The 24,345-nt window shown below is 73.3% G+C and carries 21 protein-coding genes and 2 tRNA genes; 5 read left to right on the plus strand and 18 right to left on the minus strand.

All coding sequences use genetic code 11. The features are described 5' to 3' along the window. Positions 1-59: 59 nt before the first annotated feature. The 7 genes from ACFSJS_RS17535 to pgsA form a co-directional block, all read right to left on the minus strand. On the minus strand, positions 60-812 hold the full coding sequence (locus tag ACFSJS_RS17535) for a YebC/PmpR family DNA-binding transcriptional regulator (RefSeq protein WP_380901392.1): 753 nt from the start codon (positions 810-812) through the stop codon (positions 60-62). A gap of 57 nt (positions 813-869) precedes the next feature. Further along, the gene (gene pdxT / locus ACFSJS_RS17540) at positions 870-1,475 is read right to left on the minus strand and encodes a pyridoxal 5'-phosphate synthase glutaminase subunit PdxT (protein WP_380901778.1); all 606 of its coding nucleotides are present in this window, start codon (positions 1,473-1,475) and stop codon (positions 870-872) included. Between the two features lie 120 nt (positions 1,476-1,595). Further along, a complete protein-coding gene (pdxS, locus tag ACFSJS_RS17545) occupies positions 1,596-2,513 on the minus strand; it encodes a pyridoxal 5'-phosphate synthase lyase subunit PdxS (RefSeq protein WP_380901394.1) in 918 nt (305 codons plus the stop codon). A gap of 266 nt (positions 2,514-2,779) precedes the next feature. Beyond that, entirely contained in the window at positions 2,780-3,337 is a 558-nt protein-coding gene (locus ACFSJS_RS17550) for a hypothetical protein (protein WP_380901780.1), read from the minus strand. A gap of 23 nt (positions 3,338-3,360) precedes the next feature. Continuing rightward, positions 3,361-4,533, minus strand: coding sequence for a glycosyltransferase family 4 protein (locus ACFSJS_RS17555; protein ID WP_380901396.1), 1,173 nt, complete (start codon positions 4,531-4,533; stop codon positions 3,361-3,363). Beyond that, positions 4,530-5,474: a phosphatidylinositol mannoside acyltransferase gene (locus ACFSJS_RS17560; RefSeq protein WP_380901398.1), complete on the minus strand. Its 945-nt coding sequence runs from the start codon at positions 5,472-5,474 to the stop codon at positions 4,530-4,532. Before ACFSJS_RS17560 ends, ACFSJS_RS17555 begins: the two co-directional genes overlap by 4 nt. Next, a complete protein-coding gene (gene pgsA / locus ACFSJS_RS17565) occupies positions 5,471-6,133 on the minus strand; it encodes a phosphatidylinositol phosphate synthase (RefSeq protein WP_380901400.1) in 663 nt (220 codons plus the stop codon). Before pgsA ends, ACFSJS_RS17560 begins: the two co-directional genes overlap by 4 nt. Positions 6,134-6,507: 374 nt before the next feature. On the opposite strand from pgsA, the gene ACFSJS_RS17570 reads away from it, so the two are divergent. After that, positions 6,508-8,709, plus strand: coding sequence for an elongation factor G-like protein EF-G2 (locus ACFSJS_RS17570; RefSeq protein WP_380901402.1), 2,202 nt, complete (start codon positions 6,508-6,510; stop codon positions 8,707-8,709). Between the two features lie 180 nt (positions 8,710-8,889). Beyond that, entirely contained in the window at positions 8,890-10,557 is a 1,668-nt protein-coding gene (locus tag ACFSJS_RS17575; RefSeq protein ID WP_380901404.1) for a hypothetical protein, read from the plus strand. A 102-nt stretch (positions 10,558-10,659) separates the two neighbouring features. On the opposite strand, the gene ACFSJS_RS17580 is transcribed toward ACFSJS_RS17575, so the two are convergent. Next, positions 10,660-11,220, minus strand: coding sequence for an HIT family protein (locus ACFSJS_RS17580; protein ID WP_380901406.1), 561 nt, complete (start codon positions 11,218-11,220; stop codon positions 10,660-10,662). 119 nt (positions 11,221-11,339) lie between these two features. After that, complete coding sequence (gene thrS / locus ACFSJS_RS17585) at positions 11,340-13,319, minus strand: threonine--tRNA ligase (RefSeq protein WP_380901408.1); 1,980 nt, start codon at positions 13,317-13,319, stop codon at positions 11,340-11,342. A gap of 232 nt (positions 13,320-13,551) precedes the next feature. Here thrS and ACFSJS_RS17590 point away from each other — a divergent pair, with 232 nt between their 5' ends. Beyond that, positions 13,552-14,280: an exonuclease domain-containing protein gene (locus ACFSJS_RS17590; protein ID WP_380901410.1), complete on the plus strand. Its 729-nt coding sequence runs from the start codon at positions 13,552-13,554 to the stop codon at positions 14,278-14,280. 119 nt (positions 14,281-14,399) lie between these two features. On the opposite strand, the gene ACFSJS_RS17595 is transcribed toward ACFSJS_RS17590, so the two are convergent. From ACFSJS_RS17595 to ACFSJS_RS17635, 9 genes are all read right to left on the minus strand, one after another. Continuing rightward, positions 14,400-14,474 (minus strand) — tRNA-Val (locus tag ACFSJS_RS17595). A 48-nt stretch (positions 14,475-14,522) separates the two neighbouring features. Further along, the gene (locus tag ACFSJS_RS17600; protein ID WP_380901412.1) at positions 14,523-15,059 is read right to left on the minus strand and encodes an SRPBCC family protein; all 537 of its coding nucleotides are present in this window, start codon (positions 15,057-15,059) and stop codon (positions 14,523-14,525) included. A gap of 410 nt (positions 15,060-15,469) precedes the next feature. Continuing rightward, positions 15,470-18,217 carry an exo-rhamnogalacturonan lyase family protein gene (locus ACFSJS_RS17605; protein ID WP_380901414.1) on the minus strand — a complete coding sequence of 916 codons (2,748 nt, stop codon included), beginning with the start codon at positions 18,215-18,217 and terminating at the stop codon, positions 15,470-15,472. 141 nt (positions 18,218-18,358) lie between these two features. Then, positions 18,359-19,000: a hypothetical protein gene (locus tag ACFSJS_RS17610; RefSeq protein ID WP_380901416.1), complete on the minus strand. Its 642-nt coding sequence runs from the start codon at positions 18,998-19,000 to the stop codon at positions 18,359-18,361. Between the two features lie 8 nt (positions 19,001-19,008). Continuing rightward, complete coding sequence (locus ACFSJS_RS17615) at positions 19,009-19,893, minus strand: carbohydrate ABC transporter permease (protein WP_380901418.1); 885 nt, start codon at positions 19,891-19,893, stop codon at positions 19,009-19,011. Then, a complete protein-coding gene (locus ACFSJS_RS17620; RefSeq protein ID WP_380901420.1) occupies positions 19,890-20,894 on the minus strand; it encodes a carbohydrate ABC transporter permease in 1,005 nt (334 codons plus the stop codon). Before ACFSJS_RS17620 ends, ACFSJS_RS17615 begins: the two co-directional genes overlap by 4 nt. Before the next feature lie 17 nt (positions 20,895-20,911). Next, positions 20,912-22,183: an ABC transporter substrate-binding protein gene (locus ACFSJS_RS17625; RefSeq protein ID WP_380901422.1), complete on the minus strand. Its 1,272-nt coding sequence runs from the start codon at positions 22,181-22,183 to the stop codon at positions 20,912-20,914. A 247-nt stretch (positions 22,184-22,430) separates the two neighbouring features. Continuing rightward, positions 22,431-22,502 (minus strand) — tRNA-Val (locus ACFSJS_RS17630). Between the two features lie 84 nt (positions 22,503-22,586). After that, positions 22,587-23,051 carry a TIGR02611 family protein gene (locus ACFSJS_RS17635; protein WP_380901424.1) on the minus strand — a complete coding sequence of 155 codons (465 nt, stop codon included), beginning with the start codon at positions 23,049-23,051 and terminating at the stop codon, positions 22,587-22,589. 121 nt (positions 23,052-23,172) lie between these two features. Here ACFSJS_RS17635 and ACFSJS_RS17640 point away from each other — a divergent pair, with 121 nt between their 5' ends. Further along, positions 23,173-23,586: an SsgA family sporulation/cell division regulator gene (locus ACFSJS_RS17640; RefSeq protein WP_003959770.1), complete on the plus strand. Its 414-nt coding sequence runs from the start codon at positions 23,173-23,175 to the stop codon at positions 23,584-23,586. A 184-nt stretch (positions 23,587-23,770) separates the two neighbouring features. Continuing rightward, positions 23,771-24,331 carry a CGNR zinc finger domain-containing protein gene (locus ACFSJS_RS17645; RefSeq protein ID WP_380901426.1) on the plus strand — a complete coding sequence of 187 codons (561 nt, stop codon included), beginning with the start codon at positions 23,771-23,773 and terminating at the stop codon, positions 24,329-24,331. Positions 24,332-24,345: the final 14 nt, after the last annotated feature.

Here is a 24,345-nt window from a genome sequence, read left to right on the forward strand (position 1 = left end):
TCGGCTGCCGCTGACAACGCCTGCGGGTGACACGGCGGCGGGGAGGGGCGGGACCGGGGTCAGGCGTCGACCTTCGCCATGACCTCGTCGGACACGTCGAAGTTGGCGAAGACGTTCTGCACGTCGTCGCTGTCCTCCAGGGCGTCGATCAGCTTGAAGATCTTGCGGGCGCCCTCCTCGTCCAGCTCCACCTGCATGGTGGGCAGGAAGTTGGCGTCCGCCGAGTCGTAGTCGATGCCCGCCTCCTGCAGGGCGGTGCGCACCGCGACCAGGTCGCTCGCCTCGCTGATCACCTCGAAGGACTCGCCGAGGTCGTTGACCTCCTCGGCGCCCGCGTCCAGGACGGCGGCCAGCACGTCGTCCTCGGTCAGCTCCCCCTTGGGGACGATGACGACGCCCTTGCGGTTGAACAGGTAGGACACCGACCCCGGGTCGGCCATGGAACCGCCGTTGCGGGTCATGGCGACGCGCACGTCGGAGGCGGCGCGGTTGCGGTTGTCGGTGAGGCACTCGATCAGGAGCGCGACGCCGTTGGGCCCGTACCCCTCGTACATGATCGTCTGGTAGTCGGCGCCGCCCGCCTCCAGGCCGGCGCCGCGCTTGACCGCGCGGTCGATGTTGTTGTTGGGGACGGAGCTCTTCTTCGCCTTCTGGATGGCGTCGTACAGGGTGGGGTTGCCGTCGGGGTCGGGGCCGCCCATCCGGGCCGCGACCTCGATGTTCTTGATCAGCTTGGCGAAGAGCTTGCCGCGCTTGGCATCGATCACGGCCTTCTTGTGCTTGGTGGTTGCCCACTTAGAGTGGCCGGACACAGCCTCGCTCCTTCGATGTCACCAACGGGAATTCGACGCGCCGATCCTACAGCCGTCTCACCGGCCCGGTGCGCGCACCATCTCGGCGAAGAGGCGGTGCACCCGGTGGTCGCCGGTGAGTTCGGGGTGGAAGGCGGTGGCCAGCAGCCGGCCCTGGCGCACCGCGACGGGGTGCCCGTCGTGGACCGCGAGCACCTCCACGCCGGCCCCGGTGGACTCCACCCAGGGGGCGCGGATGAAGACGCCCTCGACCGGTCCGCCCGCCACGCCCGCGACCTCCACGGGCGCCTCGAAGGACTCGTTCTGCCGCCCGAAGGCGTTGCGGCGCACGATCATGTCGATGCCGCCGATCGTCTCCTGGCCGGACCGCGGGTCGAGGATCTTGTCGGCGAGCATGATCATGCCCGCGCAGGACCCGTAGGCGGGCATGCCCGCGCGGACGCGCTCGCGCAGCGGCTCCAGCAGGCCGAAGGCGGCGGCCAGCTTGTGGATGGTGGTGGACTCGCCGCCGGGGATCACCAGCCCGTCGACCTCGGCGAGCTCCTGCGGGCGGCGCACCTCGCGGACGGCGGCCCCGGCCGCCTCCAGCGCGGCGCGGTGCTCGCGGACGTCGCCCTGGAGGGCGAGGACACCGATGGTGGCGGCGGTCTCTCCGGTGGGAATGGTCACGGGACGTACCTCTTCGTGGACGGACGTGCGGGACGGGGAGGGGCGGGAACGCCGGACGGCGGGCGGCCTGCCGGGGCGGGCCGCCCGCCGTCCGGGCTCAGTCGCGGCGGCCGGTCACCAGCCCCGGCCGGCGAACCGCTCGGCCTCGGGCAGGGTGTCGCAGTTGATGCCGACCATGGCCTCGCCCAGACCGCGGGAGACGTCGGCGATGACCTTGGGGTCGTCGTAGAAGGTGGTGGCCTTCACGATGGCGGCGGCACGCTTGACCGGGTCGCCGGACTTGAAGATGCCGGAGCCGACGAAGACGCCCTCGGCACCGAGCTGGCGCATCAGCGCGGCGTCCGCCGGGGTGGCCACACCGCCGGCGGAGAACAGCACCACCGGCAGCTTGCCCAGCTCGGCGACCTCCTTGACCAGCTCGTACGGGGCGCGCAGCTCCTTGGCGGCGGCGTAGAGCTCGTTGTTGTCCAGGCCCCTCAGGCGCGCGATCTCGCCCCGGATCTGGCGCAGGTGGCGGACGGCCTCGACGACGTTGCCGGTACCGGCCTCGCCCTTGGAGCGGATCATGGCCGCGCCCTCGGCGATCCGGCGCAGGGCCTCGCCCAGGTTGGTGGCGCCGCAGACGAAGGGCGTGGTGAAGGCCCACTTGTCGCTGTGGTTGACCTCGTCGGCCGGGGTGAGGACCTCGGACTCGTCGATGTAGTCCACGCCGAGCGCCTGGAGGACCTGGGCCTCGACGAAGTGGCCGATGCGGGACTTGGCCATCACCGGGATGGAGACGGCGTCGATGATGCCCTCGATCATGTCGGGGTCGGACATGCGGGCGACGCCGCCGTCCTTGCGGATGTCGGCGGGCACCCGCTCCAGGGCCATGACCGCGACGGCGCCGGCGTCCTCGGCGATCTTCGCCTGCTCCGGCGTGACGACGTCCATGATCACACCGCCCTTGAGCTGCTCGGCCATGCCGCGCTTGACGCGCGCGGTGCCGGTCTCGGGCGTGCTGGGGGACGTGGTGGACGGCGTGGTGGACAAGGTTGACCTCACTCGACGACGGTTGGGACGGTGGACGGCGGCGGACGGCGGCGAACCGCGCCGACCGGGGCCGGTCCGCGGACCTCGGTGCCGCCGGCGGCCGGCCGGCCGCCCGCACGCGACACGGCCCGGTGACCGTGCGGTGACACCATCGTAGGACTGTTCGATCCGCTTCCGGGGCCATCACCCGGTCCAGTTCGCAGTGATCCGCACGACAGAACCGATGGAACGCCGCCACTGGCCTCGAATCAAGGGCCAATCCGAAGTCAGTGGCCTTCCCCGGTGGAACCGGAGCGGTCCGCGAGGACGGCGGGCGGCTCGTCGTCCATCTCGAAGGCCAGCGGGAAGGGCGCGTGCCCGGCCAGCCGGAACCAGCGCACCGTGCGGTGCCGGCGCAGGGCCCGGGCGGCGCGTACGGCGTCGTTGTGGAAGCGCCGCGCCATCGGCACCCGGCGCACCGCGGCGCCCAGCTCCTCGGCGGTCGCCTCGCCCCCCGGCGCCGCCCGCACCGCCTCCAGCTGGGCGGCGTCGGCGAACACCGCGCGCAGCGCCTGGCTGAGCTCGCTCTCGGCGACCTCCCTGTGGTCCTCCTCGGCCTGCCGGGCATCGTGGGCGGCCTGGTACAGGACGATCGAGGCGGCCGGATCGAGCACCCCGGAGGTGGCCACCTCCTGGGCGACGGAGGCGCGCCGCAGCAGCTGGGCGTCCAGGGCGGCGCGGGCCGCGTCGATGCGGGCGTGCAGCCGGTCCAGGCGGCCGGCGGTCCAGCTCAGGTAGACGGCGACGAGCAGCAGCGCCGCCGCGACCCAGACGATCGTGGTGATCACGGTTGGCTCCTCGTCGGTTCTCAGTCCCGGGTCAGGCCCAGCCGGGCCCGCAGTCCGGCGCGCTCGTCCGGCGCGACCGCGGCGGCGCCGTCGGCGACCGTCTCGTAGACGGCCAGGACGTCGGCGCCGACGGTGGCCCAGTCGAAGCGGCGCACATGGCGGCTGCCGCGTGCGCGCAGCTCGGCGCGCCGGCCCGGGTCGCCCAGCAGGCGCACCGCGGCGGCGGCCAGTGCGTCGGCGTCCTCGTTCGCGTACAGCTCCCCCGCCTCTCCCCCGTCCAGCACCTGGGCGAAGGCGTCCAGGTCGCTGGCGAGCACCGGGGCCCCGGCGGACATCGCCTCGACCAGGATGATGCCGAAGGACTCGCCGCCGGTGTTGGGGGCGACGTACAGGTCCACGCTGCGCAGCAGCCGCGCCTTGTCCTCGTCGCTGACCATGCCGAGGAACTCCACCCGGGGGCGCAGGTCGCGCGGCAGGCCGGCGACGGCCTCCTCCTCGTCGCCGCGCCCGGCGACCAGCAGCCGGGTGCCGGGGCGTTCGGCCAGGATCCGCGGCAGCGCCCGCATCAGCACGGGCAGGCCCTTGCGGGGTTCGTCGATGCGCCCGATGAAGCCGATCGTGCTCCCGCCCTCGCGGCCCTGCCACTCGGCCCTGGGCTCGGCCCCGGCGAAGAAACCGACGTCCACGCCGTTGGGGATGACGACCGCGTCCCCGCCCAGGTGCTCGACCAGGGTGCGGCGCGCGTACTCGCTGACGGCGATCCGCGCGCTGATCTTCTCCAGCGCGGGCTGGAGGATCGGATACGCGGCGATCATCGCCCGGGAGCGCGGGTTGGAGGTGTGGAAGGTGGCCACGATCGGTCCCTGCGCGGCCCAGCAGGCGAGCAGGGAGAGCGAGGGCGTGGCGGGCTCGTGGATGTGCAGGACGTCGAAGGCGCCCTCGTGCACCCAGCGGCGCACCCGCGCCGCCGAGAGGAAGCCGAAGTTCAGCCGGGCCACCGAGCCGTTGTAGGGGACGGGGACGGCCCGCCCGGCGGGGACGACGTACGGCGGCAGGGGCGTCTCCTCCTCCGCGGGGGCGAGGACGGACACCTCGTGCCCGAGGCCGATGAGGTGCTGGGCCAGGTCGCGGATGTGGAACTGGACGCCGCCGGGGACGTCCCACGAGTAGGGGCAGACGATGCCGATCCTCACCGCTCCCCCGTCCCCCGGTCCGCCGGGTCCGCGGACCGCGGTCCCGCTCCCGGCCGGGGCGTGAGGTCGGCCGACCACAGCCGCTGGAGCATGTGCCAGTCCTCGGGGTGCTCGGCGATGCCCGCGGCGAAGCCGTCGGCCACCGCCTGGGTCATGGCCGCGGCCTTCTCCCTCCGGGAGCCCTCCTCGGGGGGCTCGACGGCGGGCAGGACCCGGCCCTTCATCACGGGGGTGGAGTCGAACCACAGGTGGGCCGGGAGGAGCGCGGCCCCGGTCTGCAGGGCCAGCATGGCAGGGCCCGCGGGCATCCGGGCCGGTTCGCCGAAGAAGGTGACCTCGATGCCGGAGGCGGACAGGTCCCGGTCGGCCACCAGGGCCACCAGGCCGCCCGCGCGCAGCCGCCGGGCCAGGGTGCCGAAGGCGGCGCCGCCGGTGTGCGGCAGCACCTCCATGCCCAGGCCCTCCCGGTAGGCGACGAAGCGGTCGTACAGGCTCTCGGGCTTCAGCCGTTCGGCGACGGTGGTGAACGGAATGCCCAGGCCGGCGGTGAGGTAGGCGCCGGCCAGGTCCCAGTTGCCCATGTGCGGCAGGGCCAGCACCACGCCGCGGCCGGCGTCGAGGGTGCCGGTGAGCCGGTCCAGGTTCTCGACCTCGACGCTCTCCCGGACGCGCTGCGCGCTCCACACCGGCAACCGGAAGGACTCCATCCAGTAACGCAGGTAGGAGCGCATCCCGGCGCGGGAGAGTTCCGCCAGCTCCCGGGGCCCGGCGCCGGGGACGACCCGCGCGTAGTTGGCCTCCAGGCGCCGGACGCCCTGGCCGCGGCGCCGCCAGGCGGCGTCGGCGATCGTGCGGCCCAGCGCCGCGGCGGCGGGCTCGGGGAGCCGCTTGACCGCGCCCCAGCCCAGGCCGTACAGGCCGTCGGTCAGGCGGTCCCTCACGATGCCCCGCCCTCCGGGGCCGTGGCGGCGTCCGCCTCGGCGGCCTCACGGCGCACGGTCACCATCCGCTGGGCGATCGTCACCATGCTGCCCCCGGCCACCACCCACAGGGCGACGGGCAGCAGGACCCCGATGTGCGGGACGCCGAAGGCCTCCTCGAACCCGGCGAGCCCGGCGCACACCAGCGTGATCACCAGCCGCTCGGCCCGTTCCACCAGCCCGTTGACGTTCACCGGCAGCCCGATGCTCTCGCCGCGCGCCTTGGTGTACGACACCACCTGGCCGCTGGCCAGGCAGAAGATCGCCACCGCGCACAGCACCGGATCGCCGCCCCCGCCCGCGTACCACAGCGCGATGCCGCCGAAGACGGCGGCGTCGGCGACGCGGTCGAGGGTGGAGTCGAGGAACGCGCCCCAGCGGCTGGAGCGGCCCGACTGCCGCGCCATGGTGCCGTCGACCAGGTCGGAGAAGACGAACAGGGTGATGACGACGGTGCCCCAGAAGAACGCGCCGCGCGGGAAGAAGACCAGTGCCCCCGTCACGACCCCGCCGGTGCCGATGAGCGTGACCGTGTCGGGGCTGACCCCCAGCCGGAGGAGCAGAGCGGCGAACGGCGTGAGAACACGCGTGAAGAAAGCACGCGCGTACTTGTTCAGCATGGCCTTCCCGGGGGTCGTGACGGGCCGGCGGTCAGGGGGCCGTCGGCGCCGCCCATCGTAGCCAGCCGCCGTCCGCCCGCCGTCGGCGCGTCACGGCCCGTGCGCGCGGCCTGCGGGAGCCGGGGAGGTGCGGAGCCGGGCGGGCGCCCGCCGCGTCCCGTTCGGTCCGCTGGCGCTCGGTGTGCGCCGTGTAGCTCACATGGCACGGTATGCCCTCGTATGGACGGACTTCACTGCCGGTGGAAAGCTCGAAGGAAGCACATTCCGCGCGGCGCCCGCCGGGCACGGGGCCGGGAACGGCCCGCCGGTCCGGCGGCCGGGTGCCGTGCCGGCCCGACCATCCGGCCCGCTGGGCCGACCGGGAGGCGGAGGAGATGGGCGACAGGACGAGCACGCGCGCCGGGGCCGCCGGAGCGGCACCGGCGGCCGACCGCCCCGGTTCCCTGCGGAACGTGGTGCTGGTCGGCCACAGCGGTGCGGGGAAGACGACACTGGTCGACGCACTGGCCCTGGCATCGGGGGCCGTGAGCCGGGCGGGGCGGGTGGAGGACGGCGACACCCTCTCCGACCACGACGAGATCGAGCGGCGGCAGCAGCGCTCGGTGCAGTTGTCGCTGGTCCCCCTGGAGTGGAACGGGATCAAGATCAACCTGCTGGACACCCCGGGCCACGCCGACTTCGTCGGGGAGCTGCGGGCCGGCCTGCGGGCGGCGGACGCGGCGCTCTTCGTCGTCTCGGCCGCCGACGGCGTGAGCGGCCCGACCCGGCTGGTGTGGGAGGAGTGCGCGGCGGTCGGCATGCCGCGGGCCCTGGTGGTCACGCACCTGGACGCCTCGCGCGCGGACTTCGACGAGACGGCGGAGGTCTGCCGCCGGGTCTTCGGCGGCGACGACCCCGACGCCGTGCTCCCCCTGTACCTGCCCCTGCACGGCGAGGAGCGCCCCGACGGGCACGCGCCGGTCGCCGGGCTGATCGGGCTGCTGTCGCAGCGGATCTTCGACTACTCCTCCGGGGAGCGCGTCGAGCGCGACCCGGACCCCGAGCATCTGCCGCTGATCGCCGCCGCCCGGGCCCGGCTCATCGAGGGCATCATCGCCGGGAGCGAGGACGAGACCTTGATGGACCGCTACCTCGGCGGCGCGGAGATCCGGTTCGAGACGCTGGTCGGGGACCTGGAGAAGGCCGTGGCCCGCGGCGTCCTCCACCCCGTGCTGGCCGCCGCGCCCGCTGCCGAGGGCGCCCGGCAGGGGTTGGGCACCGTGGAGCTGCTGGAGCTGGTCACCCGCGGCTTCCCCTCCCCCGCCGAGCGCGAGGCCCCCCCGGTCGCCACCCCCGACGGCCGTCCGCTCCCCCCGCTCCCCTGCGACCCGGACGGTCCGCTGGCCGCCGAGGTGGTCAGGACCTCCTCCGACCCCTATGTGGGGCGGATGTCGCTGGTACGGGTCTTCTCCGGCACCCTGCGCCCGGACGCGGCAGTGCACGTCTCCGGCCACGGCCTGGCCGGCCGCGGGCACCAGGACCACGACGAGGACGAGCGCGTCGGCGCCCTGACCGCCCCCTTCGGCAGCCGGCAGCGCCCCCTGCCGAAGGCCGTCGCGGGCGACCTGGCCTGCGTCGCGAAGCTCTCCCGGGCCGAGACCGGCGACACCCTGTCGGACCGGGGCGCCCCGCTGCTGATGGAGCCCTGGGTGATGCCCGACCCGCTGCTGCCGGTCGCCGTCGAGGCGCACGGCAGGTCCGACGAGGACCGGCTCTCCCAGGGCCTGGCCCGGCTGGCCGCCGAGGACCCCACCCTGCGTCTGGAGCAGGACCCCGACACCGGCCAGGTGGTGCTGTGGTGCATGGGCGAGGCCCACCGGGACGTGGCGCTGGAGCGGCTGCGCTCCCGGTACGGCGTCCGGGTCGACGCCGTGGCGCACCGGGTGGCGCTGCGCGAGACGTTCGCCGCGCCGGCGGCCGGGCACGGGCGGCACGTCAAGCAGTCCGGCGGCCACGGCCAGTACGCCGTCTGCGACATCACCGTGGAGCCGCTCCCGCCCGGCTCCGGCGTCGAGTTCGCCGACGCGGTGGTGGGCGGCGCCGTGCCGCGCCAGTTCGTGGCGTCGGTGGAGAAGGGCGTACGGGCCCAGGCGGCGCGCGGTGTCGCCGCCGGTTATCCGCTGGTGGACGTCCGGGTGACCCTCGTCGACGGCAAGGCGCACTCGGTGGACTCCTCCGACGCCGCCTTCCAGACGGCCGGCGCGCTGGCCCTGCGGGACGCGGCCGCCGGGGCGCGGATCCACCTGCTGGAGCCGGTCGCCGAGGTGCGGGTGACCGTCTCCGACGAGTACGTGGGGGCGGTGATGGGCGACCTGTCCGGGCGGCGCGGCCGCGTCACCGGAACCGAGCAGGTGCCCGGCGGCAGCACGCTGGTCAGGGCGGAGGTCCCGGAGGCGGAGATCGGCCGCTACGCGGTGGACCTGCGCTCCCTCTCCCACGGCACGGGCCGGTTCGGCCGCACGCGGCTCCGCTACGAACCGGTGCCGCGCCAGGTGGAGGCGAGGATCCGCGAGCAGGCCGGGGCCGGTGTGGCGTGATCCGGCGGCCTCCGGGGGGCGGGAGCCGCGGCGGACGGGAGCGGGAGCCGGAATGAGGATACGCTGAACGCCGCGGCGGCGGGCTCGGTGCGTGCGCGCCAACAGGTGTGCGGCGGGCCGCGGTTGGGAACGGTGGGAACGAGCCTGACGTCGGACGGCGCGAGCGGAGTGGGGGCACCATTGGCGGGCTTCGATGACGTCGAGGGCGGCGCGTACGACTTCAGTCCCGGCGCCCAGGTCCCGTTGACGGGGGCCGGCGGGGGGCAGACCGCCGCCACCCAGGCACTGGCCTCGGCCGCCTACCGGGACGGGCCGGTGACGGACCTCGCCAAGGCCAACGAGGCCGTCAAGGTCTCGGCGCCCCGCTTCTCCCTGTTCGAGCCGAACCTGGGCGAGGCGTTCGCCCGGGCCGTGCAGGTGCGGACGCTCGGCGGCGCCCGGAAGCCGCTGATCCAGTCCTTCGGCTGCGATCCGCAGACCGTGGTCGAGCACTGCCTGGCGGCCAACCGCATCCGCCGGCAGCGCGACGCCCGGCTCACCGCCGTGATGGCGCTCTTCGGCCTGCTCTTCCTGCCCGGTGTGCTGCTGTGGCTCGGCGGTTTCCAGCTCCGCCGGACACTGGCGGGCTCACAGGACAGGAAGGCGGGCCCGCTGGGCATGGCCGCGCTCGCCGGGATCGGGGTGCTGGCGGTGGTCTTCCTGGTCCAGCTGCCGTTCACCGGGTTCTGGGGGATCTACCTGCGCGCCATGCTGGTCGCCCCGGTCCTGGGCTGGCTGTGGGCCAAGCAGGTCTGCGAGCGCTACGCCAAGGACCTGCGCTCCCGCTGGGAGGGTCTGCTGTCGGGCGGCGGCATCGGCGCCAAGGTCCCCGAGGCGGTGCCGCACAACCCCGGTGACGCGGGGGCGGAGGAGATCCGGCTGAATCTGGCCAAACTGACGGCCGAGCAGCGCAGCAACCTGGTCTTCTACGCCGGTCCCAAGGGGATACTGGGCATGGGCACCCGGTGGGGCAGCTGGCAGCTCGCCGAGGAGCTGGTGCCCGCCACGCCGGGGAAGGACATCAACCCCTTCAGGAGCTGGGACGTCGCCCGCGCGATCCACGACCGGCTGCGGATGCTGGAGCGCACCTCGCTGCACACCGGCGGCTTCCCGCCCCCTTCCGTCCGGCACTGGGTCGTCGCCCCGATCGGGGAGGGCGCCTCGGAGGTGGCGCGGCCCGACGGCCAGGAGGTCGAGGCGTACCGCATCAAGGACTTCGAGGTCCAGCGGATCTGCAACGAGCAGCAGTTCGGCAGCGGCAACCGGCACTACCTGGGCGTGCAGTTCGTCCTGTGGGACGGCCAGCTGGTGCTCACCATGCTGATCAACGTGACCATGCTGCACCACACGCTGCGCATCGAGGTGACCGGTCACGCCCTGGGCCCGGTGCACCCGGTCTTCTTCGACAAGCCCAAGGCGCGGAGCAAGACGGTCTCCAAGACGGTCAGGTTCTGGGAGACCAAGGAGATCGCCCTTCCCCTGATCGAGGCCAGGGAGGTGGTGCGGCTGACCGCACGCGCCCCCCTGACCTGGTTCCCGCAGGTGCTGGACTTCCTCGGCGGCAAGCTGACCCTCCCCGAGCCGTTCGGCCTGCGGCACGCCTGGGCCGACCAGCCGTGGCGGCACCGCTTCATGGCCGACGACGCGCTGCGCGCGGCCACCCCGGTGCTGCGGGCGGTCCACTCGGCGGCGATGAAGGTGCTGCGGGAGAACGGCGTGGACGTCACGAAGTTCGACGCCCGCTCGCTGGCGCTCAGCGGCCAGGTGCAGGCGGCCGAGCCGGGCAGGCCCGACGTCTACGACGCCTGACGGAACACGACGACCGCCGCTGGCCCCGCGCACGGAGGTGCGCGGGGCCGGCGGCGGTCCCGGTCTCCGCCGAGCGGGGGCGGGCGCGGCTCCGGCGCGGGGTCAGGAGGCGGGCCAGACCTCGGCGATCATCCGGCGGGTGTCGGCCAGCAGCTGCGGCAGCACCTTGGTGTGGCCCACCACCGGCATGAAGTTGGTGTCGCCTCCCCAGCGCGGAACGACGTGCTGGTGCAGGTGGGCGGCGATCCCGGCGCCCGCGACCGCGCCCTGGTTCATGCCGATGTTGAACCCCTGCGCCCCGGAGGCGGCGCGCAGCGCCCGCATGGCCCGCTTGGTGTAGTCGGCCAGCTCCGCCGTCTCCTCGCCGGTGAGGTCGGTGTAGTCGGCGACGTGCCGGAAGGGCACGACCATCAGGTGGCCGCCGTTGTACGGGTAGAGGTTGAGCACCGCGTAGACGTGCTCGCCGCGGGCGAGCACCAGCCCGTCCTCGTCGGACTTGGCCGGGATGGCGCAGAACGGGCAGCCGTCGTCGGCCCCCGGGCCGCTCGGCTTGTTCTCGCCCTGGATGTAGGCCATCCGGTGGGGCGTCCACAGGCGCTGGAAGGCGTCCGGCGACCCCACTCCGATCTGCTGCTCCGGCTCGCTGCTCATGCGGGCCAGCATAGGACTTCACCGGCCCGCGGTGCGCCGCCGGGGCGGATCCGGGTGCCGGGGCCGAAGACGGCGCGGGCCCCGGGGCGCTGTCGCTCCGGGGCCCGGCCGCCGGCCGCGGCGGGCGGCCGTCAGACCTGCACGCGGTCCTCGACCGCCTTGACGATCTCCGCGATCGCCTCGTCGGCCGGCACGCCGTTCTTCTGCGAGCCGTCGCGGTAGCGGAAGCTCACCGCCCCGGCCGCCATGTCGTCGTCACCGGCGATGATCATGAACGGCACCTTGCTCTTCTGCGCGTTCCTGATCTTCTTCTGCATCCGGTCCGAGGAGGAGTCCACCTCCATCCGCAGCCCGGCGGCCTTCGCCTTGGCGGCGAACTCCTCCAGGTAGGGGACGTGGGTGTCGCCGATCGGGATGCCGACCGCCTGCACCGGGGCCAGCCACGCCGGGAAGGCGCCCGCGTAGTGCTCCAGCAGCACGGCGAAGAACCGCTCGATCGACCCGAACAGCGCCCGGTGGATCATCACCGGCCGCTGCCGGGAGCCGTCGGCCGCGGTGTACTCCAGCTCGAACCGCTTGGGCTGCTGGAAGTCGACCTGGATCGTGGACATCTGCCAGGTCCGGCCGATGGCGTCGCGGGCCTGGACCGAGATCTTGGGACCGTAGTAGGCGGCGCCGCCCGGATCCATCACCAGCTCCAGGCCCTGCTTGCCGGCGGCCTGCCGCAGGATCTCGGTGGCCTCCTCCCACTCCTCGGGCTCGCCGATGAACTTCTCGGAGTCGTCGCGGGTGGACAGCTCCAGGTAGAAGTCGCTCAGGCCGTAGTCCCGCAGCAGGTCCAGCACGAAGGTGAGCAGGCTGTCCAGCTCGTCGGGCATCTGCTCCTTGGTGCAGTAGATGTGCGAGTCGTCCTGGGTGAAGCCGCGGGCCCGGGTCAGGCCGTGCACCACGCCGGACTTCTCGTAGCGGTAGACCGTGCCGAACTCGAACAGCCGCAGCGGCAGCTCCCGGTAGGAGCGCCCGCGCGCCTTGAAGATCAGGTTGTGCATCGGGCAGTTCATCGCCTTGAGGCGGTAGTTCTGCCCCTCGAACTCCAGGGGCGGGAACATCCCCTCGGCGTAGTTCGGCAGGTGCCCGGAGGTCTCGAAGAGGCCCTCCTTGGTGATGTGCGGGGTGTTGACGAACTCGTAGTCCGCCTGCTCGTGCCGCTTGCGGGAGTAGTCCTCCATCACCCGGCGGACGATGCCGCCCTTGGGGTGGAAGACCGCCAGGCCCGAGCCCAGCTCCTCCGGGATGGAGAACAGGTCCAGTTCGGCGCCGAGCCTGCGGTGGTCGCGCTTCTCGGCCTCGGCCAGGAACTCCAGGTGCGCCTTCAGCTCGTCCTTCGACGGCCAGGCGGTGCCGTAGATCCGCTGGAGCTGCGGGTTCTTCTCGCTGCCCCGCCAGTACGCGGCGGCCGACCGCATCAGCTTGAACGCCGGGATGGCGCGGGTGGTGGGCAGGTGCGGACCGCGGCACAGGTCCTTCCAGCACAGCTCGCCCGTCTTGGCGTCGAGGTTGTCGTAGATGGTCAGCTCACCCGAGCCGACCTCCGCCGACGCCCCCTCGGCGGCCTCGGCGGCGTTCCCCTTGAGCCCGATCAGCTCCAGCTTGTACGGCTCGGCCGCCAGCTCCTCGCGGGCCTCCTCGTCGCCGGTCACCCGGCGGGAGAAGCGCTGGCCGCGCTTGACGATCTCCTGCATCCGCTTCTCGATGCGCTTGAGGTCGTCCGGGGTGAACGGCTCGGCGACGTCGAAGTCGTAGTAGAAGCCGTCCCTGATGGGCGGGCCGATGCCGAGCTTGGCCTCCGGGAAGAGGTCCTGGACGGCCTGGGCCATCACGTGCGCGGTGGAGTGCCGCAGGATGTCCAGGCCGTCGGGGCTGGAGATCTCCACCGGCTCGACCTCGTCGCCCTCGGCGAGCTCGTACGCCAGGTCCCTCAGCTGCCCGCCGACGCGCGCGGCGACGACGGAGCGCTCGCCCTCGAAGAGGGCGGCGGCCGTGGTGCCCGTGGTCACCACGCGCTCTTCCCGCTCGGAATCGCGTTGGATGATCACACGGACGTCCGCCACCGGTCTCTCCTGACTGCCTTGCGACTCGGGTTCTGCCTCGAGGCGCGGACGATCGCCGCGCACGGTGAATCGTACCGAGCCGGGTACCCCCGCCGCGAAACGGTTGCGCGCCACCGGGCCGGAGGGGTTGGCGCCGGGCCGGGTGAGGTATCAGCCCCGTCGGCGGGCGCGGCCCGCCGGACCGGCGGCGCGCCGGTCCGGGTCCGGCATCGACACGGAGGGGAACGGGAACATGACGGTGTGGTACGAGGGGCCGCTGGCCGCCTTCGACACCGAGACCACGGGAGTGGACACCGAGCGGGACCGGATCGTCTCGGCCGCCCTCGTCGTCCAGGACGCGCCGGACGCCCCGGTGCGCGCCGAGCACTGGCTGGTCGACCCCGGTGTGCCCGTCCCCGAACCGGCGTCCGCCGTGCACGGGCTGACCGGGGAGCACCTGCGCGAGCACGGCCGGCCCCCGGCGCAGGTGCTCGGCGAGGTCGTCCGGGCGCTGGCCGAGCAGGGGGAGGCCGGCCGGCCGCTGGTGGTGATGAACGCGCCGTTCGACCTGACGCTGCTGGACCGGGAGCTGCGCCGGCACCTGGGGGCCCCGCTGGCCGGCGCCTGCGGCCCGGCGCCGCTGCGCGTGCTGGACCCCCGGGTGCTGGACAAGCACCTGGACCGCTACCGCCGGGGCCGCCGCACCCTGACCGACCTGTGCGCCCACTACGGCGTGGAGCTGGCCGGCGCGCACGACGCCGCCGCGGACGCCACCGCCGCCCTGGGGGTCGTACGGGAGGTGGGGCGGCGCTTCGCCCGGCGGCTGTCGTCGCTCTCGCCCGCCGAGCTGCACACCCTGCAGGAGGTCTGGCACGCGGCGCAGGCCCGCGGCCTCCAGGCGTGGTTCGCGCGCAACGGGTCGCAGGAGGAGGTCGACCCGGCCTGGCCGCTGCGGCCCCCGGTGGCGGCCGCGGCGGTCTGAGCCCCCGAGGGGCCGCAGCGCGGCGGGCCCTCGCCCCGGGGCGAGGGGCGTCCCGGACGGCGGACCGCCCCGGAGAACGCGCGAGGCCGGTTCCGTCGGACGGAACCGGCCTCGTCGGCTGGTGGGCGATACTGGGTTCGAACCAGTGACCTCTTCGGTGTGAACGAAGCGCTCTTCCACTGAGCTAATCGCCCTCGCGGTGCCCTGCGGCACGACGAGAACAATACAGGGGGGCCGGGGGTTCATCCAAACCCCTTGCCGCGCCCCGCCGTCGACCCCCTCCCCGGCCGCCCGCCGCGCGCGCCGCCGCGCTCCTCCAGCACCCGCCGCAGCCCGCGCCGCCCGGCCCGCATCATCAGCGCGTGGTTGGCGGTCAGCAGGGGGCGGCAGACCGGGGCCAGCAGCCGCAGGAGGGGCCTGCGCGCCTCCACCTCCTGCTCGAAGCGGACCCGGGTGGTGCCCGGCGCGCCGGGACACGGCACCACCTGCCAGCCCGCCCGGCCCCGCAGGTCCCCGTCCATCGCGATCTCCAGGCGCCCGGCGGCGGGTTCGCGACGGGTCAGCCGGACGGCGAGGCGCAGCTCGTACGGCAGCAGGGAGCGGATGCGGACGGTGCCGGACCAGCCGTCCGGCCCGGTCCCGCCGTCCCCGCGGACGGCCCCGCGCACCTGCGGCCACCACGCCGGGTACTCCCCGGCCCGCTCCAGGACCCCGTAGACCTCCGCCGCCGGTGCCCCCACCTCCCAGACGCTGCGGAAGCGGTAGTGGTTCAGGCCCACGACCCCCTCCTGCGCACGGGGGCGGTGGTGCTCGGCCGCCGCCGAGCACCACCGTCCATGTCCGTCCTCCCCGGTGCGCGCCGCACTCCGCGCATGCCGGACGTTCCGCCCCCCTCCTGCCCCGGCTGCCCCCTGCCACTCCCCCGGGCGTCCCGGCCCCGGCCCGCTCCCCGGGGACCGGCACCGCGGACCGGTCCGGGGGCGGGGGAACCGGTGGGGATCGACGCGGAGCCGTGGCGGCCGGCCGCCCGCCGCCGCGGACTGCCGGCCGCCAGGCGGAGCCGGTGTCCGGTCCGTGCGCCCTTCGTTCCCCCGTGCGCGCCCCCGTGCCCGGCGGCGGGCACGGGGGCGCGCTGCCGCGCCGGGGTCCGGCGGGGCGGACGGGAGCCGGCCCGTCCGCCCCGTCCGGGTCACTCCGGGATGCGGTCCCCGATCAGGGCGAGGTTCTGGATGGCGGCCAGGCCGTACAGGGCGGTGGTGTTGGTGTCCACCCAGGACGCCCCGCTGCCCTCCACCAGCGCCATGGGGCCGGTGATCCTCTCCGTCCTCCAGGGCGAGGACTCGGAGTAGCCCCACCGGTCCTTGGTGTAGAACTCCCGCCAGGCGCGGGTGGCGTACTTGTCCCGTTCGTCCTCCAGTCGGGAGGCGGCGTAGGCGGTGAGGCGGGAGTGCCCCTGCTGGAGGATGAGGTTGGTGGCGTACCCGCCGAGTTCGGCCTGCTGCTCCTCCCGCGTGGCGCCGTAGAGGCGGCAGTACTGGAGCCAGGCCTCCTCGAAGCCCTCGACGTCGGTGAGGTGGATGAGCTCGGCGCAGATCTCCACCTGTCCGAACATCGCGCTCAGGTGGCTCATCGAGACCTTCTTCCCCGTCTCGGCGAACTCCCCGGTCTCGATGTCGTAGAGGCCCTCGCCGGTGCAGAAGCCGTTGGGCATCCGCGCGATGGTGCGCATGGTGGCCTTGAGCTTCTCCTCGGCCTTCGCCGCCTTCGGCCCGCGGCGCTCCCACTCGGTGAGCCAGGCGGCGGCCAGTCCGCTCCAGTCGGTGCCCAGTCCGATGGCCAGGGCCCTGGGGTCGGGCTCGTAGGGCTCGGTGCGGATCTTGCGCAGGGGGTCGAGGGCGAGGAAGGTCTCGTCGGAGTCGACGAGGGCGTGCATGAGGTCGCCGCAGCGCTCGTCGGCGGTGAGGAAGTAGTACGGGCGCCGGTAGACGGCGGTGGAGATGCGCTGCTGCTTGGCGCTGTCGGCGTAGTGCTGGACGCCGTGGCGGGTGCCGAGTCCGGCCCACTCGCCGAGGTGGTAGACGTCGACCTCGCCGGTGTGGCGGGTCATGGCCTCGGCGAAGCGGAAGATGTCGGCGCGGCCGGAGCGCAGGTAGGCGTACCACAGCCACAGGTCCGGGGAGAGCTCGGAGTTGTCCCAGGCGTAGCCGCCGACGTCGTACCGCCACTGGTGCCGGTCCGGGTCGTAGGTGTGCATGATGTCGCCGTAGTCCCAGAAGCCGTACCAGCGGCGCTGCTCCACCTGCTCCTTGTAGTAGGTGAAGAGGAAGTCCAGGTGGTCCTCCAGCTTCGCCTTGGCGGGTGTGGAGCGGTCGACGGGGGCGAACAGGCCGCCGAAGACCTGTGTGGCGGCCAGGTGTTCGGGCGGCGCCACGAGCTGGGGCGGGGTCTGGACGGCCTCGGCCTGGCGGGCGAGGGTCTCGGCGTCGGGGGTGGCGGCGTTGGCCCAGAACATCAGCTCGCTGGTGCGGGCGATGCCGTAGGGGGTGCCGAAGCCCGGCTCGTAGTCCTCGTAGGTGATGTTGAGGCCCTCGAGCTGCTTCTCGTGGGTGTCCTGGCCGAGCCCGTCGTGGTAGAAGCGCAGGTCCATCGGCTGTGCCTCGGGCGACCAGAGCCAGACGGTGACCTCGGCCTCGTCGTCCGCGGCGCCGCGTACGTCGAGCTGGGTGGGGTGCTTGCGCCAGAAGTCGCGCAGCCCGAAGGAGAGTCCGCCGCTGACGCCGCCCACGTAGCCGAAGCCCGAGGCCCGGCGTCCGCCGCCCGCGGCGATCCAGCCGTGGCCGGGCTTGGTGCGCTTGCGGACGGTGAAGCCGTCGGCGGAGAGCTGGCCGAGGGTGTAGTCGCCCCAGGTGGGGATGTACTGCAGCCGGCTGGTGACGCGCTGGTCCCAGGTGGCGGGGTCGGGCAGCTTCTCGCCCCTGACCTGCCGGGCGCGCACCTCGGCCCCGGGGTCGCGGCGCAGGCCGGTGATGCCCCTGACGGCCTCCGACAGCAGGCCCCGGCCCTCGCCGCCGAGGCGGATGTGCCGGTCGTGGTGCTCGTCGCGCATCGGGACGGTGAAGCGCACGCCGAGGCCGCGGATGAAGTCCTTGTGCTCGTCCCCGTCGTAGGTGATGGTGTGCAGCATCCGGAAGGACTCGGCGCCCGCGTGGAAGTACAGGCGGATGCCGAACGGCAGCCAGCCGCGGCTCCCCCTGCGGTGCCTGCCCTCGATGCGGACCACCGCCCGTACGGGGCCGTCCTGTTCGACGGTGACCTTCTCGATGTCGCCGTCGAAGCGCTCCCACTTCTGGGAGCCCTGGTCACCGTCGTCGATCTCCCCCTGGCGGAGGAGGACGAGGCGGCCGTTCCGCGCGATCTCGGTGCCGCCCCTGCGGACGGACTTCACCAGGGCCTTGCCGTCCTGGCCGATGCGGACGGTGATGGCGCCGGTGTCCACCTCGACGGTGCCGCCCCTGCGGCCGACGGTGACGGCCTTGGCGGGGGCGGCCGGGGCGGCGCCGGGGGTGAGGCGGTAGGCGGCGGCGTCCCCGGCCTCGGGGCCGACGGCGTGCGCGGTCCACTTGACGGTGCCGTCGGGCCAGTAGGCGGTGGCCCAGGTCTGGACGGGGACCTTCCTGCCGTCCTCGGCGGCGAGCGAGAACTCGGTGCCGGCCCTGACCCCTCCCTTGGGCCAGGGCACGCCGAAGGTGCTGCCGGGGGCCGCGCCGAGGCCGCCCTCCTCCAGCCAGGTGATCCGTACCGGGCCGTCCGCGGTCTTCGGGCCGTCCGCGGCGGGGCGGGCCGCGTGGGCGGGGGCGCCGAGCAGCAGGGAGGAGTGGGCGGCGGCACCGGCGACGGCTGCCGCCCGGAGCACGGTGCGGCGGGGGATCGGGGACATGGACACTCCCATTCTTATGTCAGGCTCATGACATGGCGGGGGTCCGGGCGGTCCGGCCGGAGGACCGGACCGCCCGGTCGGGTGGGGGGTGAGGGGGACGGCGGGCCCGGCGGGACGCGGAGGACGCCCCGCCCGGCCCGGTCAGCGGTGGGCGTACCGGCGCTCGACGGCGACCGCGCAGGCCGCAAGGCAGCCGAGCGCCGGAGCGATCAGCGGGGGCAGCATCCAGGCGGCGACGGCGGTGACGGCCAGCCCGCCCGCGAGCAGCAGCGAGCCGCCCGGATCGGCGCGCCAGGCCCGGCGGGCCGCCGCACGCCCGGCACCGGCCCAGTCCGCGCCCGGGCGCCAGGCGGCCGCCGCGCGCAGCCCGGTGACCGCCACGGCCACCACGGCGGCGGCCGCGGCGGCCCCGGCGGCGACCGCCGCCGGCCCGCCGGGCAGCACCCCGGAGGAGGCCGCCCGCAGATCGAAGACGAGCAGGGCCAAGGCGGCCCACCACAGCAGCGAGAACCGCCAGCCGGCGCGTACGGCCGCCGCCCACTCGGCGGCGAACTCCCGCCACCCGGCCTGCTCGGCGTCCAGGTACCGCCGCAGGTGCCCGCAGGCGGCGGCGAACGCCGGCAGCGCGGTCACCAGCGGCAGCGCGGCGAGCAGCAGCCAGACACCGGCCAGCAGGCACTCGGCGAAGAGCGCGAACCGGCCCGCCGGGGAACCCCGGCCCACCGCCGCCCCCGAACCGGCGGCGGTGGGCCCGCTCCCCCCGGCGGCGGGCGCGGTGTCCACGGCGGCCCTCATCCCTTGAGTCCCGAGGTGGCCGCGCCCTCGACGAGGTGGCGCTGGAAGGCGAGGAAGAACAGCAGCACCGGCAGCAGGGCCGCCAGCGACATGGCGATCATGCCTCCGTAGTCGGCGAGGCTGTCCTGGTCCATGAACATCTTCAGCCCCAGCGAGACGGTGTACTTGTCGGGCTCGTTGAGGTAGAGCAGCGGGCCGAGGAAGTCGTTCCAGGCCCAGATGAAGGCGAAGATGGCGCTGGTGATCAGCGCGGGGCGGCACAGCGGCAGCACGATGGTCCAGTAGATGCGCCAGTGGCCGCAGCCGTCGATGCGGGCCGCCTCGTCCAGCTCCCTGGGGAGGTTCCGCATGAACTGCACCATCAGGAAGACGAAGAAGGCGTCCACCGCGAGGAACTTGCCCAGCAGCAGGGGCACGTAGGTGTTGATCAGCTCCATCTTCTGGAACAGCACGTACTGCGGCACCAGCAGGACGTGGACGGGCAGCAGCAGGGTGCCGATCATCAGCGTGAACAGCACGTTGCGGCCCGCGAAGCGGATGCGGGCGAAGGCGTAGGCCGCCAGGGAGCAGGAGAACAGCACCCCGACCACCGAGCCCAGCGCCACGAACAGGGAGTTGAGGAAGAAGGTGTGGATGCCGATGCCCGCGATGCCGTCGGCGAGCCGCTCGAAGTTGTCGGTGATCGGGTCGGTGGGCAGCAGCTGGAGACTGCCCACGATCTTGTCGCCCGGCTTGAGGGAGGCACCGACCACCCAGATCACGGGGTAGAGCACGACGACCAGGACGGCCAGGGCACCGACGTGCCACAGGAGCGATCCCAGCCGCCTGTGCCCGGCGGTGCCGGCACGTGCGGGGCGGGCGGTTCCGGCGGGGGCGCTCATCGGCCTCCCTCCTCGTAGTGCACCCAGCGGCGCTGGGACCAGAACAGTGCGGCGGTCACCACGGCGATCCCGGCCAGCAGCATCCACGCCATCGCGGAGGCGTAGCCCATGCGGAGGTTGGAGAAGCCCTGCTCGTACAGGTACCAGGTGTAGACGAGCAGCGAGTCGCCGGGGCCGCCCGCGCGTCCGACGACGGGGCCGGCGACGACGAGCGCGGAGGTGAAGATCTGGAAGGAGTGGATGATCTCCAGCAGGAGGTTGAAGAAGACCACCGGGGAGATCATGGGGAGGGTGATGGAGCAGAACCGCCGCCAGGCGCCGGCTCCGTCCACCTGGGCCGCCTCGTACAGCTCGCGGGGCACCTGCTTGAGGCCGGCCAGGAAGATGACCATCGGTGCGCCGAACTGCCAGGCGGACAGCGCGATCAACGTGGGTATCGACCACTCGGGGTCGCCGACCCAGCCGCCGCCGGTCCAGCCGAACAGGCTCAGGGAGCGGTCCACGACCGCGTCGTCCTGGAACAGCGCACGCCAGACGATGCCGATGCTCACGCTCGCCCCGATCAGCGAGGGGGCGTAGAAGGCCGAGCGGTAGAAGCCCTGCCCCTTGCGGGGCTTGACCAGCAGCATCGCCACGCCGAGCGCGATGGCGAGCTTCAGCGGGGTGGCGATCAGCACGAACACCCCGGTGACCCGCACCGACTGCCACCAGCGGTCGTCGGAGAACATCTCGGAGAAGTTCTGCAGGCCGACCCAGCGGGGCGAGTCGAAGAGGTTGTAGTCGGTGAACGCCAGGTAGAGCGAGACGAGCATGGGCCCCAGGGTGAGCAGCAGGATGCCGAGGCACCACGGGGAGAGGAACAGGTAGCCGGCCAGGGTCTCCCGCCGGGCCCGCCGCCGTGCGGTGGCGTCGGACCCGGGGGACGGCGCGGGGTGCCGGGGCTGCCGGGCCCGGCGCTCCTCGCCGTCCACGACCGGGGTGTGGGTGTCGGTGCTTGTCACGGAGCTTTCCCCTTGGATCACGAGCCGAGCGCGGTCTTCGCCTCGTCGAAGAACTGGGCGACTCCGGCGTCGACCGAGGTGGTGCCCTGGGCGATCGAGCCGTAGATGCTCAGGAAGGCGGCCTCCACGGTGTCGGCGCCGGCCGGGTGCGGCGTGATGGGCTCCAGGTACTCGGTGACGCTGTTCTCGTACTCGGCGATCAGGGCGTCGGGGCCCTTGGGCTCGTACGCCTCGAACTGCGCGTTGGTGGGAAGGACGCCGCGGTTGTAGCCCATGATCTTTCCGACCTCGGGGTCGTTGACCATGAAGTCGATGAACGTGGCGACCTCCTCCGGATGCTTGGTGCGGGCGGAGGCGCTGAGCATCAGCGAGGAGAGGTACTGCCCGGTCTTCTCGCCGTCCGTGGTCGGGATCGGCGCCAGGGCGAGTTCCCTGTCGGTCTCGGAGGTGTAGCGGACCAGGAAGTTGTCCCAGGTGAACTCGGCGGCCGACAGGCCGGCGCTGAGCGAGGACTTGGGCTTGACCTGCTCGGACTGCTTGGCCGGGACGAGCAGCCCCTTCTTGTTCTTCGCGTTGTGGTCGCCCCACCACTTCTTCAGGTCGGCCTCGGAGAAGCCCAGCCCCTTCTCGGTGAAGAAGGCCTTGCCCTGCTGGCGCAGGTACAGGTCGTACAGGTACATCACGCCGCCGTTGTCGCTGGCGCCCCAGAAGTCCTCCTTCGAGGCGCCGATCTTCTCGACGGCCTCGTCGAAGTCCTCCCAGGTCCATCCGGGCTCGGGGGTGACGCCGGCCTCCTCGAACGCCTTCACGTCGTAGACGAGCGAGAAGGTGTTGGCGCCCACCGGCACGCCCAGGAGCTTCCCGTCGACCTCGCCGGCCTTGTCCAGGCCCTGCCGGAAGTCGCCCAGGTCCAGGTTGCCCGCCTTCACCTGGGCGTTGAGGTCCAGCAGCAGGTTCTTCTGCCCGTACTTGCGCAGGAAGGCGTGGGAGTTCTGGAAGACGTCCGGCGGGTTGCCGCCCGCGGCCTGGGTGTTGAACTTGGTCCAGAAGTCGTTGTACTCCTGGAAGTCGGTCTTGACCTCGATGTTCGGGTGTTCCTTCTCGAACAGGTCGATGGTCTTGTTGATCATGTCGGCCCGGTCCTGCGCGCCCCACCAGGAGTAGCGGATCGTCACCTTGCCGTTCGCGCTGTCACCGCCGCCTCCGCATCCGGAGGCGAGCAGCCCCAGTGCGGCAAGACCGGCGCCCAGCGCCCGCAGGCTGGTGATCCTGCTCCGTCGAGAACTCATGACACGCCCCTCCCGGGCGGGTTCGTCCCGCCACCCCGAGTGCTTGAAACGTTTTAGGCAAGCGCTTGCCGGGTTAACCTAGGGATGACGGGGAGGGGCGTCAACGGTTCGGACGGAATTCACCGCCGATCATCCGGAGCCGACGCGGGCCGGGGGCGCGGCACCGGCCCCGGGCAGGACGACGACCACGGGCAGGACGACGACCGGGGCCCGGAAGGACTGCGTCCTTCCGGGCCCCGGTCTGCGGTGGGCGATACTGGGATCGAACCAGTGACCTCTTCGGTGTGAACGAAGCGCTCTCCCGCTGAGCTAATCGCCCCGGTGCGCCGACAACATTACCGCATGTCAGCGGGTGCTCGTGACCACCGCGGCACCCCGCCCCGGCAGAGCCGGCGCCGATCCCTCAGCCGGCGACCTCCCAGGGCACCTCCAGCCCGTACCGGGCCAGGTAGACCCCGATGAGCGCCGCGGCGACGGCGAGCCCGAGGGCCGTGATGAGCATGTTGCGGCGGCGGACCTTCGGGTCGAGCGCGCGCTTGGCGGCCTCCGACACCTTGCGCCGCGTCCAGCGCAGGACGAGCTGGGCCCAGACGAACTCCGTCGCCCAGATCGCCAGCCCCGAGAAGATCACCAGCCATCCGGGCCCGGGGAGTGCGAGCATCAGCACCCCGGCGAAGACCACGGCGGACCCGACGAGGAAGACCCCCACCTGCCAGCTCAGATGGAGCGCCCGGGAGGACTTGATGAAATGCGGCGCCCGCGAACCGAGGGCCCCTTCCTTACTCTCGGTTTTCACCCGGCCCAGACTACCCGAGGCCCCTCCCCCCTTCGCCCCGATGGAGCACCCGCCAAATGACCATTCCTCCATCCGAATGACATGAAGGACAACAAAAGGTGCAGAGGGGTTTACATCCCTCCCGTAGGTGGCATGTCGATCTGGCCGACGTGCGAATCCCCGAGCGCACACTGAGCGAAAGGCCCTGGCGCTTATGAACACCACGGTCAGCTGCGAGCTGCACCTGCGCCTCGTTGTATCGAGCGAGTCCTCCCTGCCTGTACCCGCGGGCCTGCGGTATGACACGGCCGACCCCTACGCCGTGCACGCCACCTTCCACACCGGCGCCGAGGAGACCGTCGAGTGGGTGTTCGCCCGCGACCTCCTCGCCGAAGGGCTGCACCGTCCCACGGGTACGGGGGACGTCCGCGTGTGGCCGTCCCGCAGCCACGGCCAGGGCGTCGTCTGCATCGCTCTCAGTTCCCCGGAGGGCGAAGCCCTGCTGGAGGCCCCCGCGCGGGCCCTGGAGTCCTTCCTCAAGCGGACCGACGCCGCGGTCCCCCCCGGCACCGAGCACCGGCACTTCGACCTCGACACGGAGCTCTCCCACATCCTCGCGGAGAGCTGACGCGCCCGGAGCCCCGCTGCCGTCCGACTCGGGGCGACGGCTCGGGGCCCGGCCCCTGCGCCGACGCGCGCCGCCGCCGATCCCACCCGGCGGCGGCGTCGCCGTGCGTGCGGAAGCGGCTAGAGTCTCACCGCAGCAGGGCCCACGGGGCCGCCGACGAGACACCGGCCAGGGAGCGACGACCGTGCTGATCAACCACGACACCCGGTGCGCGCTCGACAGCGTCGTCGACCTGCTGAACACCGCTCCCGACGAGTACGGCCCCGACACCCTCACCGACGTCCGCGCCCTGTGCGCCTACGTGGAGCGCAACTCCCTCAGCGGCGTGGAGAGGCTGGACGAGGCGGACCTGGCCGCCGTGCGCAGGGTGCGCGAGCGGTTCGCGGAGGTGTTCGCCGCGCCCGACTCCCGGGGCGCGGCCGAACTGGTGAACGCGCTCGTCGCCGCCGCCGGCACCACTCCCCAGCTCACCGACCACGACGGCTACGACTGGCACATCCACTACTTCGCCCCCGGCGCCTCCCTGGCCGACCACCTGGCGGCGGACGGCGGCATGGCGCTGGCCTTCCTGATCGTCGCCGGGGAGCGGGAGCGGCTGCGCCGCTGCGCCGCCCCCGACTGCCGCCGCGCCTTCATCGACCTGTCCCGCAACCGCTCGCGCCGCTACTGCGACAGCCGCACCTGCGGCAACCGGCTGCACGTGGCCGCCTACCGGGCGCGGCAGCGCGAGGCCGCCGGGAGCTGACGGGGTGCGCGGGG

It is taken from the genome of Streptomyces desertarenae (assembly GCF_042681365.1).
Lineage (GTDB): Bacteria > Actinomycetota > Actinomycetes > Streptomycetales > Streptomycetaceae > Streptomyces > Streptomyces desertarenae.